Raw genomic sequence first — 18738 nt, 5'->3', positions numbered from 1 at the left:
GGGTTTCAGAAAAAAATGGATATGCCGGCAGGGGACTTCAAATGGTTGACCGTTGTGTCACCGGAAGAGCCGGATGGCGTGGAATTGCTTCTGGAGCCGAATGATAATGATGCAGCTAAAACGTATCAAAAGAAGATTTATGAGCAGGGGATTCCGATCACATCGTTTGTCGTGGATGACATTCAGGCTGAATATGAGCGTCTGAAAAAACATGGTGTGGAATTTTCAGTGACGCCGACTGAAGCAGGTCCGGTGACATTTGCGATTTTCGATGATACGTGCGGAAACTTGATTCAGATTTCACAGGCAAGGTAGTGTAGGCTGCTGTAAAGGGGGAGATTTTAATGGAGGGGACACAAACAAATACGAAACTGGTGGCGGAATTACAGGAAGTTTTGGCAAAAGATCGTGTAACAACCAATGAAACCATTTTAGAGCAGCACAGTTCGGATGAATCCTATCACACACCGCATTTACCGGATATTGTCGTGTTTCCGGAAAATGCCGATGAGGTAAGTGAGACGGTTAAGCTGGCGAATGAATACAGTGTACCTGTTGTGCCTTATGGGTACGGGTCCAGCCTTGAAGCCAATGTTATTCCGCGGCAGGGCGGGATTGTGATTGATTTTACCAACATGAATAAGGTGTTGGAAGTGCGGGAAGATGATTTTCTTGTCAGGGTGCAGCCGGGCGTAACCCGGTCACAGCTGGAAAAAGAATTGAAAAAGTACGGCTTGTTTTTCACGGTTGATCCCGGTGCAGATGCGACATTGGGCGGCATGGCGGCGACCAATGCCAGTGGAACAACGTCGGTCAAATATGGCATCATGCGGGACAATGTGCGTGATATGGAGGTTGTTTTGGCAGATGGTACCATCATACATACCGGCAGTATGGCAGCAAAATCGTCATCCGGTTACAATTTGAACGGACTTTTTATCGGATCTGAAGGGACCCTGGGCTGTTTTACCGAGCTGACATTGAAGGTCATCGGGATTCCTGAGCATATAATGGCGGCAAGAGCAGAGTTTGACAGTGTTGATGATGCAGTCGATGCCGTTATCGCGATTATGCAGGGCGGGGTTCCGATTGCCCGCGTTGAACTGGTGGATGAAGAAGCCATTAAACAGATGAATTTATACAGTGAAACCGACTATCGTGAAGTACCGACGTTGTTTTTGGAGCTTCATGGCAATGAAGCTGGATTAAAGCAAGATATCGCGTTTATGGAAGATATTGTGAGTGATATGAACTGCCGGAAAATTGAATTTGAAACCGAAACTGCCGGCCGCAATAAGCTGTGGGAAGCACGTCACAACGCAGCATATGCATTCATTCACAACCATCCGGGCAGAAAACAGATGGTCACCGATGTTTGTGTGCCGATTTCCGAACTGGCCGGTGCGGTGAAAGACGCAAGGAAGGCAATTGGTGAATCCGGGCTGCCCGGTGGTATCGTTGGCCACGTCGGTGATGGGAATTATCATATTCTGTTGATGCTTGATCCCGAAAATCCGGATGATATTGAAAGAGCCAATAAACTGAACGAGCAGATTGTCGGCTATGCACTTGAGCGCGGCGGCACCTGTACCGGTGAACATGGCGTCGGCACAGGCAAGCAGAAGTATCAGGAACGCGAACACGGCCATGCGCTTGATGTTATGCGCAAAATCAAGCGGGCGCTCGATCCTGAGGGTCTTCTGAATCCTGGAAAAATTATAGAGTGATCAAAGCGGGAAACCTTGGCAGTGCCAAGGTTTCCACTGATACACGACCTGAATATACTGATACACGTCAAATTGCACCGGTAAACAGGCAAGAATGGTAGTTCGATTTCATACAGTTACGTCTGAATAATGCAGTTTAAATAGCCACCTGTATCTATTTTCTGCATAATTTGGTAAACTAAAAGGCATAGTAGCCCACTGGCGGCAGAATGGTGGTGATTCAGAATGAGTTCTTTGCTATCCAATCATGCATGGTATGAGTTTGTCGGCCCCGTTACGCTGATAGCAGCAGTCCTTCTTTGTTATTGGTATGTCAATTTCATCATCAAATCACCTCATTACAACGTGACAAGCACACAGAAGCGGTACTTTTTCACTGCAGTCATTTTATTCTATCTTGTGGAAGGATCGCCGTTAGCGGTGATTGCCGACAATTATTTGGTCAGCGCACTTATATTTCAGTTGTCCGTCATGACCTTTGTGGTGGTACCGTTCTTTATCCTAAGTTTACCGAAGCAGTATCTGAAAGTCTTTTTCTGGCACCACAAATGGTCAAAAGTGGCCATGTTTCTGTTTAGGCACCCGTGGCCATTGGCAGTTATCTTTAACGGACTTGTCACTGCATTTCTCATGCCTCAAGTTTTCAATGTGATTCACGGGAGTTCGCTGCTGCAGTTTCTATATGAGGTGCTGCTGGTTGCGTTCGCTTTTCTGACGTGGTGGGTCATTATCCAGCCGTCGGATGAAGTGGCCGACAACAGTTATCTGATTCGGGTGATTTATGTATTCTTTATGGCGCTGTTCCTAATGCCGATTGGTATTTTCCTGCTTGTCGTACAGGATCCACTCTATGCCGCTTATGCGTCGGCTGCAGGCGATTTTTTCCCTGCATTGACCGCCGTTTACGACCAGCAGCTTGCGGGTGGTGTGCTGAAGTTCCTGCAGCTGGGAAGCTATTCAGTGGCCTTGTTTTATCTTCTGAAAATGTGGGGATTAGCCGAAGAGGAAAGAGAAGGCGAGGTTGACGAGGATACACGTGTTGTTCAGGGTATTGTCATCAAATTGAACGAACACAACAAACGGAAACGAGGAAGAAAACGATAGAATATATAAAAACAGCTCGCAGCATTAATTACTGCAAGCTGTTTATTTCATTCTGGCGCTTGGCTATCTGTTAGCCCCAAACTTCTTTCGCCACGTTCACGATAAATTTCAGTTTAGCCCATTGCTGTTCTTCGGTCAGTTCATTGCCGTGATGGGTGGAAGCAAAGCCGCATTGCGGACTCAAACAGAGCTGATCAAGCGGTACAATGTCAGATGCTCGTTTAATTCGCTCAATGACTTCATTTTTATCTTCCAGCTCGCCCGACTTCGATGTCACGACGCCAAGCACAACACGCGGTCCATTTTCCGGAATGTATTTAAGTGGGTTGAAACCGCCGGAACGTTCATCATCATACTCGAGGAAAAATCCGTCCACATTACCTTTTGCGAACAGCTTCGGCGCAATCCGGTCATAACCGCCCTCAAACGCCCATGTCGAGCGGTAATTGCCGCGACATAAGTGAACCGTCACTGTTAAATCATCCGGTTTTTTCGCCAGGCTTTCGTTCAGGACGCGGACTGCGAGGTCAATCCGATTATCACGCGCTTCACCCGGGTCTTCATTCCAGGGCACATTGTCAGAGCCCAAGCCGGCAATATAAACATCATCAAACTGCAGATAGCGCAGACCCGCATCGTAAAAGGCTTGTACCGTATCCTGATACGTTTTGATTATATCTTCCGCATACTTCTCCAGATCCGGATAAATGTCGGGGTTGCGGATGCCATCGTTAAAGAACATATTCGGACTTGGAATGGCAAATTTCACATCCGCCCTTGAGTCAACAATGTCAATCAGGTATTTGACATCCCGCAAAAACGGGTGATCCTGGTTAAAGGAAATGCTGCCGGTATTCCGAACATTGCGTTTTTCCGATTCCTCACCCTTGAACGCATAACCGTGTTCAGGGACATATCCTTCAAATCCATTTAAATGCTCCATGAAATCAAGATGGAAAAATGTGCGGCGGAATTCACCATCAGTTACAGACTGCAGACCAGCTTCAATTTGCTTGTCAACAATGTGTTTGATTTCTTCATTTTCGACCTTACGTAGTTGTTCACTGGAAATATCACCTTCTTTAAATTTGCTTCTTGCTTCGTGCAGACGGTCAGGGCGCAGCAGGCTGCCGACATGATCTGCACGGAAAGGTGCTTTTGTCGTTACTTTGGCCATGTTTATTCCTTCTTTCTGTAAAGTTTTTTGAACAACCTCTTTAGGGCAAAATGGCAAAGGATCGTACCGGAAATCCGGAGGCTCCTTTTGCTTTTGGCACGATATTGAAAATCACAGCACCTTTTGCTGGTACTTTATCGAGATTTGTCATGACTTCCACTTGAAATGTATCCTGGTCAAGGACAAAATATTCGGCAACGAGCGCACCGTTTTTCTGGAAATCAACGGCCGAATCAGTATCAAACGTTTCATGGCCAATCGCTTTGATGTTGCGCTGTTCGAATAAAAATTGCAATGCGTCTACAGACCAGCCGGGTGCATGACTGTTGTCTTCCTCGTCTTTATTGTCAAATGCTTCCTGATCCGGCCAGCGTTTGCTCCAATCGGTTCTTAGCGCAACAAACGACCCTGCTTCAATTTCGCCATGTTCTTTCTCAAATGCCAGAATATCATCCGGATAAAGTGTGAAATCCGGATTTTCAGCAGCTTCTTTTGACTTGTCAATAACCACGAGCGGGAGCACTAATTCCTGCAATGCCAGCTCATGCACATATCGCTTATCCCCTGGTACAAAATGAATCGGCGCATCGATATGTGTGCCATACTGTCCTGGAAATGTAAATTGCTGGGCAAAAAAACCATCATCATGATCAAAAAGTGTTTTAAACTCTGCCGAATCAAACGCCGAAAAATGGGGTGAATCCGGTCCGAATGCATGTGTCAGGTCAACCCATTCTTTTTCCTTCAGCAAATTGACTGCTTCAATAAGTTTGTTGCTCATATTATGACCTCCCTATAGATCTACTGAACCAAAAACGGGCGCGAGAAATACAAAAGCCCCTTCATATAAGAAGAGGCTTGAATCCATATTCACTCACTCTTCTTATCTTTAAGCGCGAATAACGCTTTCTGGAATTAGCACAGTCACAGACCGATGCTGAGGCTTCAAAGGGCCAGTCCCTCCACCTCTCTGGATAAGAATGTTTTTAATTCAGTTATGATATTAACACTTAGATTACACCTGATATTTTGGAATGTCAAGAAGTTTTTTGGGAATCTGTTGAATACTCATGCTCTTGGATAATCATCTGAAGATTTCAACCAAATACAAAGAATATCAACCAAATGGAAATTTTATCACCCGAATTTTAGAAATATCGACCGAATCTGAAATATATCAACCAAATGAGAAATATATCGACCGAATTTTGAATATATCAACCAAATAAAAAATTTATCACCCGAATTCTCAAGATATCAACCGAAAAATAATATATCAACCGTATTATGGACATATAAGCCACTAAAGCAACGTATACATCCGTCCATTAAATTTACCGCATATGAATGTATGCTAAAATAGCATGTAGGTTTTCCGGTTAGCTGGACAGGTTTATGGATTCATAAAAAATCTAATCCCGTGCCCTTTGTAATAAATAGGCTTTTAACCAAAAAGGGAGGACTTGGATTGAACAGTTACACGAAATTTGAAATCGGATTTCATATATTCGTATTACTGGCAGCAATTGCAATCGTCTTATCATATGCGATGAACGATTTTCAAATATTTTATATGGTGCTTGGCGCTGTTATTGGTGTGAGCAGTCTCATTCGGCTCGTTAGGCTGCTGAAAAATCCGCAAGCGGAAAGGTGAAAACTGGACACCTGATAATGACGATACTGGCTGGACTGATAGACAAAGGCGATGATTACACAATGGTTGGATTAACGGTTGACTCCGAGCGCGTTAATTGGAAAGAATTCCAGTAATCGGAACATGGTTATTCAAAGGTACAAATCTGCTCGAAATGGGTATTTCGTAGGGGGGTACTGTTCTAAAAAGGGGGATTTCATGATCTACGCTTATATCATGATGGTATTTGTCGTGATTTTTTATGCGGGGAATATTCTGACCGGAAAGGCCATTAATGAGCTGCCGCCATTTACGATTGCATTTTTCCGTTTGGTGGTTGCTTTTATGATTATGCTGCCTTTTGGTCTCCGCAGCGGCTGGGCGTATCGTCATAAATTTTTGGAATATAAAAAGCCGTTTATGATGATGACGTTGACAGGCATTACGTTTTTCAACACGTTCATTTATGGTGCGCTGCAGTTTACAACGTCCACGAATGTGTCGGTGCTGGAAACGGTCATTCCTGTCGCGACCGTTGTGCTGAGTGCCATCCTTTTAAAAGAGCGGCTGCGAAATGTGCAATTGGCCGGTGTGTTTGTATCCCTGATTGGCGCTGTTTGGGTCGTGCTGGATGGGGATATTTTTTCGATTGCCAATATGGACTGGAATATTGGTGACGGGATTATGATCGGTGCCATTGGGTCATGGGCGGTCTATTCCATCTTGGTAAAAAAATATATACACTTGTTCCCGCAATTCGGGGCACTGTTTGTTATGAGTGGGATTTCCATTGTCGTGCTGCTGCCAATTGTCATTGTTGAGTGGGCAATAGCGGGGGTGCCAATGGAGCTAACGGCGCCAGCGAACATAACTGGACTGGTTTATCTTGGTATTTTCCCATCGTTTATTGCGCTTGTCCTTTATAATCGTGGCGTCGAGGCTCTGGGCGCATCACAAGCTTCGGTCTTTTTAAACTTCCTTCCGATTGTCACGATGATCGGCGCATATCTTTGGCTGGATGAAACGATCACCATCATGAAAATGGCCGGTGCATTGACGGTCATATTCGGAGTCATGTTAACAACAAGAAAGAACAATGAATCAGCTAAAACACGCTTTCGGAAAACCGCAGAATGAATTCTGGTAAAAACGAGCGATTCGTCTTAATGGATCCATGCATTTGGGATAAACTAAAACCACAATCATGAAAGTCATAGGAGTGACACGATGCAGTTGGATGGCGAGATTATCTCCGGTGAATTTGATCGGGCCACAAACGAGTTTGTGCTCCAAAAAGTGAAACATCTTACCACAGAGTCGACACTTAACGAAAATCAAATAAACGCCCTGGCCAGTTATTTGCATAAAAACAAACATGAATCTGATGGCCAGGTTCTGACATTATATGATCAAATACTTGTCCGTTTAAGTCAGGAAGAAGTGGGCCAATTTTTAAATGACCTTGAAGCAGTCAAGTCATGGTACCATTAAATGTACATTCATAATGATAGGTAATCAGCCCTAGCGATAACTTCCATGTCAGCCAGTAAGGACATAATTATTTTTTTTATATTTATATAGATTTAAAAGACTATCAAGCTGTTGACTGCATCTGATGGTCCTTTTGTCCGTTAAGCCATATTTCATACCCAATTCAATCATCTCCCGCCTTTTAATTGAAATGGCAGCTTTCAAATTTTCCCGGGTTTGTTCCGGTTTGATACTACCCTGCATTGTAACCATTCTTCCTTTCAAAAATATGTAAAAAGTATGAGCCCTTTTGTCATATAAAAGCACACGAAAGGTATTATGGCTAGTTTTCATAAAAAATGCAATAGATTCAACAAAAAAAGTCAAAACATTATATAATGTGACATAGATTTCCCGGGTCGGAAAATTTTTTATAACCGTTGATAGCGAATATTTCAAATAACAGATAATTTTTAATATAATGAAACCATATTATTTAAAGGGGGAATTTGATTCATGTCTAATTTTGGCAACCAGGTGCAGTTTCAGGTCTACCAGACAATGCAACATCCTGATCCGAACAGGCTTCCCGTTGTATATGAAGAGTGGGAAAAGAAGGCGCGTGATGTACTGGAAGATGGACCGTATTATTATATTGCCGGCGGGGCAGGCGGTGGAAAAACGATGGAAGCTAACTTGAACGCTTTTGATCAGTGGAACATCATGCCGCGTATGCTCCGAAATGTGGAAGACCGTGATTTGACTGTAGAATTGTTTGGTAAGACTTACAATTACCCGATTCTACATGCGCCAATCGGGGTACAGTCGATTATTCATGAAGAAGGGGATCTCGGTTCTGCTAGAGCGTGTGCTGAGATGGGTATTCCGTTTACCGTCAGTTCAGCATCAACGGTCCCGATGGAAAAAATCGCAGAGAAAATGGGTGATGCACCAAGATGGTTCCAATTGTACTGGAGCAAAGATCCTGATGTGACAGTAAGTTTCCTTCAGCGAGCAGAGAAATCCGGCTACTCTGCAATCGTCGTGACATTGGACACGCCGATGCTTGCCTGGCGGGAATATGATTTGAAAAATGTTTATCTGCCGTTTTTGCTCGGGGAAGGCTTGGGTAACTATTTAACAGATCCTGCATTCCGCTCAAAACTTGAAAAGCCACCTGAAGAAGACCCGACGTCAGCGATTATGCAATGGACGCAAATATTCGGAAATCCAAGGCTGACTTGGGACGATATTACTTTTTTAAGGGAGCATACTAATTTGCCGATTTTGCTGAAAGGCGTTTTACATCCAGATGATGCGAAATTGGCAATGGAGCATGGTATTGATGGCATCATCGTATCGAATCATGGGGGACGACAGGTGGATGGATCCATAAGCGCACTTGAAGCACTCCCGCAGATTGTGGATACAGTTCAGGAAAAAATGCCAGTAATGATGGATAGTGGAATCCGACGTGGGTCAGATGTGTTGAAGGCGATCGCACTGGGGGCAACAGCCGTGCTTGTCGGCCGGCCCTGTATGTATGGCCTGGCAGTTGCCGGCGGGAAAGGCGTCCAGGAAGTGTTGACAAACCTGCTTGCCGATATGGATTTGACGATGGCACTTGCCGGGAAAAAGTCAGTGGCGGAAATTGACCGGTCCATGCTTCGGAAAACAATGTAACGCATGACGCAGGGTATAGAAAAGGCTCGCCAGGCTGAGTCAGGCTTAAATTTGCTGCAGTCACTTTTACGACAATCGGAAAAATTTTATCCAATAGGGTCTTCTCTCTGACGTTTCGTTCTCTATCGCTGGGTGTTTTGTCAGAGAGAGTGCTTCTCTCTGACGTTTCACCCCATTTCGTTGGGCGTTTCGTCGGAGAGAGGGGTTCTCACTGACGTTTGACGCCCTTTAGTCGTGTGTTTCATCGGAGAGAGGTTCTCACTGACGTTTCATTCCCTATAGTCGGGCGTTTTGTCCGAAAGAGTGCTTCTTTCTGAGCCGCTTTTCTATTCCGCAAATAGCAGTAAGAACTATTAATTGACCTTTCGCATTATCCCGCATGTCAAGGGCAGTAATCCACCAAACTAAGGTCGGCAAACTGCCCCGCTTGATTTTGCTGGGATCCACTCAGCGGGAAAAATCCACCCTATGATCGAAGTTTCGCTTATGTCAGCTGTTCCATTCCTTAAGCACTTCACCGATTTCCCGTCCGTGAATAATTTTATCGGCATAGGCATCAAGCTCAGTAGGATCCCGGTTGACAATCACAAGCCGGGCGCCATTATCCTTGGCAATCAGCGGGAATTGGTTGGCTGGTGAGACACTCAGTGACGAGCCCAGCACGATAAACAAGTCAGCTTTTTCTGCTTCGGACAGCGCAAATTGAAAAGCATCCTGTGGCAGCGTCTCACCGAACAGTGTGATGGAAGGCCGTAAAATCCCGCCGCATACACAGTAATATTCCTGATTGACATATTCTTCACTGTTATATTCTCTCCCGCACGACTGGCAGTGCAATTTTGTTAAAGTGCCATGCAGTTCGGCAACGTTTTGACTGCCTGCTTCCTGATGAAACCCATCCACATTTTGCGTAATGATCGAATGGACAAGCCCCTGCTTTTCCCAATCCGCTAAAATGTGATGGCCTTCATGCGGTTTATAATCCTTTACGCTGAGCACCCGAGTTCGGTAAAACTCAATAAATACCTCAACATTGTTGTTCAATGCATCCGTACTGGCGATTTTGCTTGGGTCCTTTTGATTCCACAGCCCCTGATTGGCCGAACGGAAATCAGGCAGGCCACTTTCCGTTGACATGCCAGCACCGGTAAACACGACAGTGTGATTCGATTCGTTTAGCCATGTTTTCATGAACGTTAACCCTCCCATTCTTGATCCCCTATAGAAAATGTATCACGTGTTGCCTACTGTCACAATTAAATGATTCCCGTTCTAAGGTGATCATAATTGGTCCGGTATGATAGAAATTCGAAGCGTAAAATCATATGAAAGGATGAATCCACAAAGCCTTAGCGATGCCCCAGTTTTAAAAATCCGGCGCTTTCATTGATACGTTTGGTGTTTTTAGAGCAATCCCTGGCGTTTTGTCCTGATTGTTTGGCGTTTTTGATCCAAACTCTTGTGTTTTTCTGTTTCCGTCATAGTGCATCACAGTATGTTTTCTTTGCAGCATTCTCGCTGAAACTTTCATTCATATGTATAATCGAAACAAATCACGTTTTGGGGGCATCAGATAAAAATATTTTTCCTATGCCCCCTTTTAAAGTTTCGGTTCGATTGTAATAATAGAAGAGGTACTAATTTTCAGAAGGGATGGTATGACAGATGAAGCGATTATTGAATTGTACGGCATCCGACTTTGCCGAAATGAATGGAATCCAGTTAAGGCAAGCGGTTGAAGCATCGGAAGGCAGGGTGATGTTATCGGAGGTTGTTTGTGCAACAACACCGCTCTATCCTGGATTGACGAATGCGGAATATGCAGCTGCTTTCGGGGCGGATATGATTTTGCTGAACTTCTTTGACGTTGATCAGCCAAACATTCAAGGCTTGACTGTAGGAAATCCACTGTATGTCATTAAAGAACTGAAAAAATTGATTGGCCGTCCTGTCGGGATCAATTTGGAACCGGTCGATCCCGATGCAGATCAAGCAGAAACGCTGGAAAAACTGCCAAAAGGGCGTACCGGAATCCCCGAATCCTTGGAAAAAGCTAAAGAGCTGGGCGTTGACTTTGTCTGCTTAACCGGCAATCCGAAAACAGGGGTCACAAATACAGCTATTTTAAAATCAATCAAAGTGGCAAAAGACATTTTCCAGGATGAGGTCATGATTATTGCCGGGAAAATGCATGGAGCCGGTGTCAGAAATGAAGCCGGCAGCGGAATTGTAAGCCAGGATGTGGTGACGGAATTCGCACAGGCGGGGGCTGACGTAGTTCTTCTGCCGGCAGTCGGCAGTGTTCCAGGGACGACACTTGAAAAGACAAAACAGCTCGTTCAGTCCGTTCATGAACAAGGTGCACTGGCGTTAACTGCGATCGGTACAAGCCAGGAAGGGGCGGCAAAAGAAACGATTCAGCAAATGGCCTTGAAAAATAAAATGGCTGGGGCAGATATTCATCATATCGGCGATGCCGGTGCGCATGGGATTGCTGTACCGGAAAATATTATGGACTATTCGATCGCCATTCGCGGGAAACGGCACACGTATGCACGGATGGCCGCGTCGATAAACCGTTAGCAAAAACGCAGCCACTTTAAGGAACAGTTGCGTTTTGGCCGGATCCGGGGGATTATTTGCGAATTTACTTTGAAATCTGGCGTTTATGAACCGGAATCCGGCGTTTTTTCGATAGTTTTAATGCAAATTGGTGTTTGGCATTTGACCGGCTGCTTTCGAAAGTCCGCATTAAAGCTCATGTAGACCACAGCGAATTGAAGTAAAACGATAGCACATTCACAACGGACTGTTGCGCCTTCATACGACTACAGCGATTCCCAACCACTAAAGCCCAAAATTCCGCATCCGATACTGCAGGCTTTGTCTGCTGATGCCAAGTTTTTTTGCAGTATGTGAAATGTTGTGATCATGTTCGGCGAGTGCCTGCTGAATGTAAAACTTTTCAACTTCGGCCATTTTATCTTTTAGCGGCCGCTCTTCAGAATTTTCATTACTCAGATTCAACAGGCTCCCCAGCGACAGTACGTCCGAATTGTGGCGATGTTTCTTCCGGAATTTGCCGGGTAGGCTGTCGACGGTAATGGTATCCTCATCAAGGATCAGATTCATCGCACCTTCGATCGTGTGCTCCAGTTCACGTACATTCCCTTGCCAGTCATGATCCCGGAAAAGCTGTTTGACCTGTGTGCTGATGCCTTTAACGTCCATATCGAATAGCGCGTTATATTTGTCGATAAAATGCTGAGTCAAGAGTTCGATGTCCTCCCTGCGCTCACGAAGCGGCGGGACAAACAGTGATACGACACTCAGGCGGTAGAACAGGTCTTTTCGCAGTTGTCCGTCTGCAATTGCATCGACCGGGTCTTCGTTGATCGTTGTGATAATACGGACATCCACTTTTTTGTCTTTCATATCTCCGATGCGCCGGATGGATTTTTCCTGGATGACGCGCAGCAGCTTGGCCTGCAATGAAGGCTCAAGCGAGTTAATCTCGTCCAGCAGCAATGTACCGCCATCAGCCTGTTCAAAAAGGCCGGGTCTGTCGACAGCGCCAGTAAACGCACCTTTTTTGGTCCCGAACAGCAGGCTTTCCATCAAATTATCCGGAATCGCTGCACAGTTTTGGGAAACAAACGGGGCGCTTGACCGTTTGCTGCCGTTGTGGATGCTCTGGGCGAACAGTTCTTTTCCGGTTCCGGTTTCGCCGGCAATCATAACTGATGAGGATGTCCGTGTCGCGCGTTTGGCATCGTCAATAACGGTTTGCATCGGGATGCTTTTCCCGATGATTTTATCAAATGTAAAATTGGTATTCCGTTTATTCAGGACATTTTCTTTAATGACGTGCTCCAGCTGTGTGACATCTTTAGCGATTTCCACAGCCCCGATAATTTCCCCATTTTCTATGATGGGGAAGGAATTGTTGATGGTCGTGATTTCTTTGCCATTATTATTAAAATAGGTCTGCTTGGCATTTTTTGTTGTTTTGCCGGTCGTCAGTGCCTGGACAAGTGTACTGCTTTGGCTTTTTCCAAAATCGAAAACATCCAGAAGATTCTTATCGAGAACTTCCTTTCTGCCCATCGATTCAATTTCCGTCATTTTTTTGTTGTAAATGATGGTTTCACCGTTCTTGTTGATGGCATGAATACCCACATCAACTGCATCAAGCAATTGTTTATAAAGTTCATTCATGTTGATGGGTGTTTGAATGTCATTTTGATAGCTCATTATGTGATCACCTTCATGACCAGTTTAATAGAAAAGCAACTAATATGCAAAAATATTTGGCACAAAATCGATCGAGATGGCAGCATATGCAAAATAAATTTGCACAATCAGCAGGAAGCAAATGTCTTAAATGCGTGCCAAGCCAGCAAAAAGAAAAATGGCATAGAATTTGCTATACTATTAATGAAAGATTATTTTAGGAGGTTTGTGATGCGTACAAATACAAAAGATATTATTAAGCAGACAGAACAATATGGTGCCCAAAACTATAAACCGCTCCCGGTCGTTATTTCGGAAGCAGAAGGCGTGTGGGTGAAAGATCCTGAAGGCAATCAATACATGGACATGTTAAGTTCCTATTCCGCGCTCAATCAGGGGCATCGTCATCCGAAAGTTATGGAAGCGCTTAGAGAACAGGCAGAACGCGTAACCTTGACATCGCGTGCGTTTCATAACGATCAGCTCGGACCGTTTTATGAAAAAGTATCCAAGCTGACAGGTAAAGATATGGTCCTGCCGATGAACTCAGGCGCCGAAGCAGTTGAAACGGCTATTAAAGCAGCACGCCGTTGGGGCTATGACAAAAAAGGCATTGCTGAAGATAAGGCGGAAATTATCGCATGCGAAGACAATTTCCACGGACGCACAATGACTGCGGTATCACTGTCATCCGACCCTGATAACAAACGCGGGTACGGACCGATGCTGCCGGGGCTGAAAGTTATCCCTTATGGCGATGTCGAAGCACTCAAGGAAGCTATCACACCAAACACAGCTGCATTTTTGTTTGAACCGATCCAAGGTGAAGCCGGCATTAACATCCCGCCGGAAGGGTTCCTGAAAGAAGCATATGACGTATGCCGGGAAAACAACGTCTTGTATATTGCTGATGAAATTCAGGCTGGCCTTGGTCGGTCCGGTAAAATGTTTGCCTGTGACTGGGAAGACGTGAAACCTGATATGTATATTTTAGGAAAAGCACTTGGCGGCGGTGTCATGCCGATTTCCTGTGTCGCTGCCGATAAAGATGTACTGGGCGTTTTCAATCCCGGCTCACATGGCTCGACATTCGGCGGAAACCCCTTGGCATGTGCTGTATCTATCGCAGCCATTGATGTGATTGAAGAGGAGAATTTAGCTGACCGGTCACTTAAACTCGGTAATTACTTCCAGGAAAAACTGAAAGAAATTAATAACCCGGTTATTAAAGAAGTGCGTGGTAAAGGCCTATTTGTCGGTGTTGAATTGCATGAACCGGCCAGAAGCTACTGTGAACAGCTGAAAGAAAAAGGCTTGCTCTGCAAGGAGACACATGAAAATGTTATCCGGTTTGCACCACCGCTTATTATCAGTCAGGAAGATCTTGACTGGGCAATTGAAAAAATCTTTGAGGTATTGTCCAAATAAAGTGAAACTTCATTCAGTGGAGCGCCTTTCTCCACTGATAAAAAGGAACAAAGGCTAAAATCGCAACGTCGTGTTGCAACGCCTTTGTAACCTGCGTCGTGCAGGCCCGAACCGAATCGGACATTTAGGGTCAGTTAGCCGCCGTTTTTTGGTGGGTTACTGACCATTACATGCGGGATGGAGCGTCATTATAATTTAAGGAAGTGAATCGTGAAAAAATGGTTAATACAGCAGAAAAGGAACAAACAGCAGAATCCCTTGATTTGTTTGAGTCCACACAGGTTATCATCAAAGAAGCGCTTGAAAGTTTGGGCTATCCTGATGAAGTCTATCAACTTTTGAAAGAGCCGATGCGCACGCTGACCGTAAATTTTCCTGTCCGTATGGATGATGGAACGGTCAAAATGTTCACAGGCTATCGTTCGCAGCATAATGATGCTGTCGGTCCGATAAAAGGCGGTGTCCGCTTTCATCCGGAAGTGAATGAAAATGAAGTGAAAGCTCTGTCAATGTGGATGAGCCTTAAAAGCGGCATCGTTGATATTCCATATGGCGGCGGTAAAGGCGGCGTTATTTGTGACCCGCGGGAGATGTCCTTCAGGGAATTGGAAGGGATTAGCCGAGGATATGTCCGTGCGATCAGTCAAATTGTCGGACCAACCAAAGATATCCCGGCACCGGATGTGTTCACGAACTCGCAAATCATGGCCTGGATGGTTGACGAGTACAGCAAGATCAGTGAATTTGATTCGCCCGGGTTTATTACGGGCAAGCCGATTGTTTTAGGCGGATCACACGGAAGGGACACCGCGACAGCCAGAGGCGTTACAATCTGTGTTGAGGAAGCAGCAAAGAAACGAGGCATGGACCTGACAGGTGCAAGAGTGATCGTCCAGGGATTTGGCAATGCTGGAAGCTATTTGTCCAAGTTCATGCATGATGAAGGGGCTAAAGTGGTCGGCATTTCGGATGCTTATGGTGCCATTTATGATGAGGATGGGCTTGACATTGATTACCTGCTGGAAAAGCGGGACAGCTTTGGTACCGTGACAAATCTGTTTGAAAACACCATTTCAAATAAGGAACTGTTGGCCAAAGACTGTGATATTCTCATCCCAGCGGCAGTTGCCAACCAAATTACGGAAGAGAATGCCAAAGATATTCAGGCATCCATTATTGTCGAAGCTGCCAATGGGCCGACAACACTTGAAGCAACAAAGATTCTGTCCAAGCGCGGTATTCTACTTGTTCCGGACGTCCTTGCCAGTGCCGGCGGGGTAACCGTCTCTTATTTTGAGTGGGTACAGAATAACATGGGCTATTACTGGAGTGCCGAAGAAATTGCCGGGAAATTAAAGGATAATCTTGTGAATGCATTCAAGAAAGTTTATGACGCATCTGAACAGCACCGGGTCGATATGCGTCTGGCAGCTTATATTGTCGGAATCCGGAGAATGGCAGAAGCATCCCGTTTTAGAGGTTGGGTTTGAAAAAGTTTAATGACGGATAATCAGCGCCCAATCATGTTCGACTGGAAAACATGGTTGGGCGCTTGTGATATACTTGGTTTATCGGACATGTGATCCAAGTTATGTGCGGAGCGGTGATGTTTACCAATCACTATCGCAAAAGCTCGGGTTTGAAAGATGATAGTAAGGAAAATGCCATTTGATCGGAACAAGCAGAAGTAATCGCTCCCATTGCCAGTGCATTGATGACATCTGGCAGTCTGAGGCAAGCTCTGGCATTTCTGGTTTTGTATCTGGCGTTTTCCGATTTTAAGTATCCCTACGCCTACTCATATCATGCTTCCAATATGTTTCCTCATTGCTGACAGGGCAAACCGGAAAATGATCGTTTTCACTCAGTTCCGCTTTTGCACCGGATTGGCAAATATACGTCCCTGCTGCCGGCACGCCTTGACCTGTTCTGTATTCACGGTATTCTTTAGCCACTGTAAAGCACCTCCATTTAAATCACATGTATAGTGTTACCAGGATTTCCCGACTCATTCGATTAAATGTGTAACCTTTGTTCCTTGAATATCGTCTGTATTATAAAGCGGCTTCCCCGTTGAAGAATGAGGAACAAAGGCTAAGTTCGCAACATCGTGTTGCAACATATTTGTGACCTGCATCGTGCAGGCCCGAGCCGAATCAGGCATTTATAGTCAGTTAGCTTCCGTTTTTTGGCGGGTTACTGACCGTTAGATGGGATAAGGAGGAAGGTGAGAGTCATGATGAAAAAAGGGTTACTCATGTTAATATTGGTGAGTATCGGTGTGCTGGTGGCAGCTTGCAGCAATAATGATTCGGAGGAAAGTCAGTCTACCGCTGATCAGGCTGATTCGGGTGCGGCAGAATTTGCGACGGAAAGCAGCAGAAATGTTAATGGTACAGAGAGCGCAAATAATGGGCAGGAGAGCGCATCAACTGACCAGCAGGAATCCAGTTCAAACGAAGATAATACGGCATCACAAGCAGATGAAAGCACGCAATCAGACCGGAAAATCATTTATACCGCCAATCTGCGTATTGAAGTGAAGGACTATCAGAAATCAGTGGATGATATTCAATCAGAGGTATCGGAGCGGGGCGGTTATGTTGTGGAATCGAATATGCATGAAGGCTCTGAAGATAGGTCGACACGCGGAATGATCACCGCCAGGGTCCCTCAGGAGGAATTCCGGGATTTTATTCAGGCAGTGGAAGACGGCAGCAGTGACGTTTTGGAAAGTTCGGTCTCAGGCCAGGATGTGACGGAGGAATACGTCGATCTGGAGTCACGTCTGGAATCAAAACGTGTCGTGGAGAAAAGGCTGCAGTCCTTTATGGAGGAGGCGGAAAAAACAGAGGATCTGCTGGAAATTTCGGAAGATCTGGGAAAAGTCCAGCAAGAGATTGAAGAAATAACAGGTCGAATGAATTATTTGGAAAATAAGGTTGATCTGGCGACAGTCACCATCCAAATTGAGGAAAATAACATGTCCATATCAAGTGAGGAAGAATTAAATACATGGGAAAAAACAAAACAGCAGTTCATGAAAAGCATTAATTTTATCCTGTCTGCATTTTCGGGCTTATTCGTCTTTATCATTGGTAACTTTCCGATTTTGATTCTATTGGGCATGGTCGGTTTAGCCATTTTTTGGATCATCAAAAAGCGGAAAAAGGATCAACAGGAAAACTGAATTAAAAATACCCCCACGTGCAGATTAAGGGGTTCAGTTCCAGGAGAGAAAAATGCTATTAGCGAGGGGAAAAACGCACTAATTGGTTTCATTTTCACCTGCAAATTAACAATTTAAATAGCAAACAAAAACGCTCAGACATATTCTGAGCGTTTTTAAAGCGTTATAATTTATTTTTCTTTTCCACAATCGCGCCCTATAATTGAAGAAAGGGCTAAATTTCGATAAGCGCTTTTGATAAACCATCATCAGAATAAAGTTTGAATTCTTTGATTTTTCCTTCCTCCGAAAAATTAGCTTGACCTTTTAATTCGTAAACTTGTGCTTCGTTGCCTTCTGCCTGATACTCTACATTTGCAGTAAAGTCATAAATGATTTCATTTGATTCTTTTTGCTTTATATCAATGTTGTCAACTTTCATTTCATCGTTTTCTTTTGCTTGGTAGCTAAAAACATATTCTCCAACGTATTCATTGTACGTCTCTTCAGTAAAATGGGGCTGGTACATTTCCTCTAAATACAAAACCAGTTCATTTGGTGATTCCGGATTTTTTGTTTCGCTATTCTTTCCAATAACAGTGAGATTTTCTGGGTCATTTGACAGTCTATTTAATTCTTGATTTGGTCCTGTGAAAGTATTTTCTAAAACAGCTTCTAAAGTACTTAAGTTCTCATCTTGTGGTGAATTAGGATTAGATCCTGAGCCATCGTTGTTTGATGAGCAACCTACAGCAAATAAAAAAACTCCAAGAATCAAAAAAGGAATAACAATTCGATAAGCTGTTTTAACTTGCTTCATTTCGATCACCTCCAATAATAATATACGAATTAATACTTTAATTGGTTTCATTTTTATAACAATATTCAGAATTTATATTTTATCAAGAAATGCCTTTAATTTAAGAAGGTTTATTTCGTTATATGCCTCTTATGAATGGAATAGGCGCCAAAACTTATTCCGGAATGGTTAGCAATAGGTAAGCCTTTGAGGTTATCTCCAGCTTTTCCCCTGCTCCACATGGAGCATGCAGGTTTTCCCCGCACTCCACGCTCCATCTAACGATATGTACTAGATGATAAGTTCCTCGTTACC

18 protein-coding genes and 1 riboswitch are annotated in these 18738 nt (G+C 44.4%); of the genes, 11 read left to right on the top strand and 7 right to left on the bottom strand.

The window, feature by feature from the left end; all coding sequences use genetic code 11:
• The 3 genes from VK080_RS01540 to VK080_RS01530 all read left to right on the top strand — a co-directional run.
• Window positions 1-315, top strand: a 315-nt coding sequence (locus tag VK080_RS01540) for a VOC family protein (RefSeq protein WP_324223048.1), incomplete at its 5' end; no start/stop codon positions are given.
• 29 nt (window positions 316-344) lie between these two features.
• On the top strand, window positions 345-1727 hold the full coding sequence (locus VK080_RS01535) for an FAD-binding oxidoreductase (protein ID WP_324223047.1): 1383 nt from the start codon (window positions 345-347) through the stop codon (window positions 1725-1727).
• 225 nt (window positions 1728-1952) lie between these two features.
• Window positions 1953-2831 (top strand): cytochrome c oxidase assembly protein, encoded by an 879-nt coding sequence (locus VK080_RS01530; protein ID WP_324223046.1) that lies wholly within the window; start codon window positions 1953-1955, stop codon window positions 2829-2831.
• Window positions 2832-2901: 70 nt separating this feature from the next.
• Here the strand turns inward: VK080_RS01530 and VK080_RS01525 are convergent, their stop codons facing one another.
• Together VK080_RS01525 and VK080_RS01520 are read right to left on the bottom strand one after the other, a co-directional pair.
• Window positions 2902-4008, bottom strand: a complete 1107-nt coding sequence (locus VK080_RS01525) for a 5-methyltetrahydropteroyltriglutamate--homocysteine S-methyltransferase (protein WP_324223045.1) — start codon at window positions 4006-4008, stop codon at window positions 2902-2904.
• Window positions 4009-4048: 40 nt separating this feature from the next.
• Window positions 4049-4789 (bottom strand): cyclase family protein, encoded by a 741-nt coding sequence (locus VK080_RS01520; RefSeq protein WP_324223044.1) that lies wholly within the window; start codon window positions 4787-4789, stop codon window positions 4049-4051.
• Between the two features lie 99 nt (window positions 4790-4888).
• Window positions 4889-4989: riboswitch (SAM riboswitch) on the bottom strand.
• 487 nt (window positions 4990-5476) lie between these two features.
• On the opposite strand from VK080_RS01520, the gene VK080_RS01515 reads away from it, so the two are divergent.
• From VK080_RS01515 to VK080_RS01505, 3 genes are all read left to right on the top strand, one after another.
• Window positions 5477-5662, top strand: coding sequence for a hypothetical protein (locus VK080_RS01515; protein WP_324223043.1), 186 nt, complete (start codon window positions 5477-5479; stop codon window positions 5660-5662).
• 198 nt (window positions 5663-5860) lie between these two features.
• Window positions 5861-6778 carry a DMT family transporter gene (locus VK080_RS01510; protein ID WP_324223042.1) on the top strand — a complete coding sequence of 306 codons (918 nt, stop codon included), beginning with the start codon at window positions 5861-5863 and terminating at the stop codon, window positions 6776-6778.
• A 90-nt stretch (window positions 6779-6868) separates the two neighbouring features.
• Complete coding sequence (locus tag VK080_RS01505; protein WP_324223041.1) at window positions 6869-7132, top strand: hypothetical protein; 264 nt, start codon at window positions 6869-6871, stop codon at window positions 7130-7132.
• Between the two features lie 48 nt (window positions 7133-7180).
• Here VK080_RS01505 and VK080_RS01500 read toward each other — a convergent pair whose 3' ends face one another.
• Window positions 7181-7375, bottom strand: coding sequence for an aspartyl-phosphate phosphatase Spo0E family protein (locus tag VK080_RS01500; RefSeq protein WP_324223040.1), 195 nt, complete (start codon window positions 7373-7375; stop codon window positions 7181-7183).
• A gap of 252 nt (window positions 7376-7627) precedes the next feature.
• Here VK080_RS01500 and VK080_RS01495 point away from each other — a divergent pair, with 252 nt between their 5' ends.
• Entirely contained in the window at window positions 7628-8794 is a 1167-nt protein-coding gene (locus VK080_RS01495; protein WP_324223039.1) for a lactate 2-monooxygenase, read from the top strand.
• Between the two features lie 489 nt (window positions 8795-9283).
• Here VK080_RS01495 and VK080_RS01490 read toward each other — a convergent pair whose 3' ends face one another.
• Window positions 9284-9985, bottom strand: coding sequence for an NAD-dependent protein deacylase (locus VK080_RS01490; RefSeq protein WP_324223038.1), 702 nt, complete (start codon window positions 9983-9985; stop codon window positions 9284-9286).
• A gap of 474 nt (window positions 9986-10459) precedes the next feature.
• Here VK080_RS01490 and VK080_RS01485 point away from each other — a divergent pair, with 474 nt between their 5' ends.
• Window positions 10460-11377 (top strand): haloacid dehalogenase-like hydrolase, encoded by a 918-nt coding sequence (locus tag VK080_RS01485; RefSeq protein ID WP_324223037.1) that lies wholly within the window; start codon window positions 10460-10462, stop codon window positions 11375-11377.
• Between the two features lie 264 nt (window positions 11378-11641).
• Here the strand turns inward: VK080_RS01485 and VK080_RS01480 are convergent, their stop codons facing one another.
• Window positions 11642-13048 (bottom strand): sigma-54 interaction domain-containing protein, encoded by a 1407-nt coding sequence (locus tag VK080_RS01480; protein ID WP_324223036.1) that lies wholly within the window; start codon window positions 13046-13048, stop codon window positions 11642-11644.
• 210 nt (window positions 13049-13258) lie between these two features.
• Between VK080_RS01480 and VK080_RS01475 the strand changes: the two genes are divergently transcribed.
• Together VK080_RS01475 and VK080_RS01470 are read left to right on the top strand one after the other, a co-directional pair.
• Complete coding sequence (locus tag VK080_RS01475; protein ID WP_324223035.1) at window positions 13259-14455, top strand: ornithine--oxo-acid transaminase; 1197 nt, start codon at window positions 13259-13261, stop codon at window positions 14453-14455.
• Window positions 14456-14673: 218 nt separating this feature from the next.
• On the top strand, window positions 14674-15945 hold the full coding sequence (locus tag VK080_RS01470; protein ID WP_324223034.1) for a Glu/Leu/Phe/Val dehydrogenase: 1272 nt from the start codon (window positions 14674-14676) through the stop codon (window positions 15943-15945).
• A gap of 288 nt (window positions 15946-16233) precedes the next feature.
• Here the strand turns inward: VK080_RS01470 and VK080_RS01465 are convergent, their stop codons facing one another.
• On the bottom strand, window positions 16234-16410 hold the full coding sequence (locus VK080_RS01465) for a hypothetical protein (protein WP_324223033.1): 177 nt from the start codon (window positions 16408-16410) through the stop codon (window positions 16234-16236).
• Between the two features lie 281 nt (window positions 16411-16691).
• On the opposite strand from VK080_RS01465, the gene VK080_RS01460 reads away from it, so the two are divergent.
• Complete coding sequence (locus VK080_RS01460) at window positions 16692-17645, top strand: DUF4349 domain-containing protein (RefSeq protein WP_324223032.1); 954 nt, start codon at window positions 16692-16694, stop codon at window positions 17643-17645.
• Window positions 17646-17859: 214 nt separating this feature from the next.
• Here VK080_RS01460 and VK080_RS01455 read toward each other — a convergent pair whose 3' ends face one another.
• Window positions 17860-18444, bottom strand: a complete 585-nt coding sequence (locus VK080_RS01455) for a hypothetical protein (protein WP_324223031.1) — start codon at window positions 18442-18444, stop codon at window positions 17860-17862.
• Between the last annotated feature and the right edge of the window lie 294 nt (window positions 18445-18738).

It is taken from the genome of Lentibacillus sp., assembly GCF_035301925.1.
Classification (GTDB): Bacteria; Bacillota; Bacilli; order Bacillales; family Amphibacillaceae; genus Lentibacillus.
This window is presented reverse-complemented; position numbering and strand designations above follow the sequence as displayed.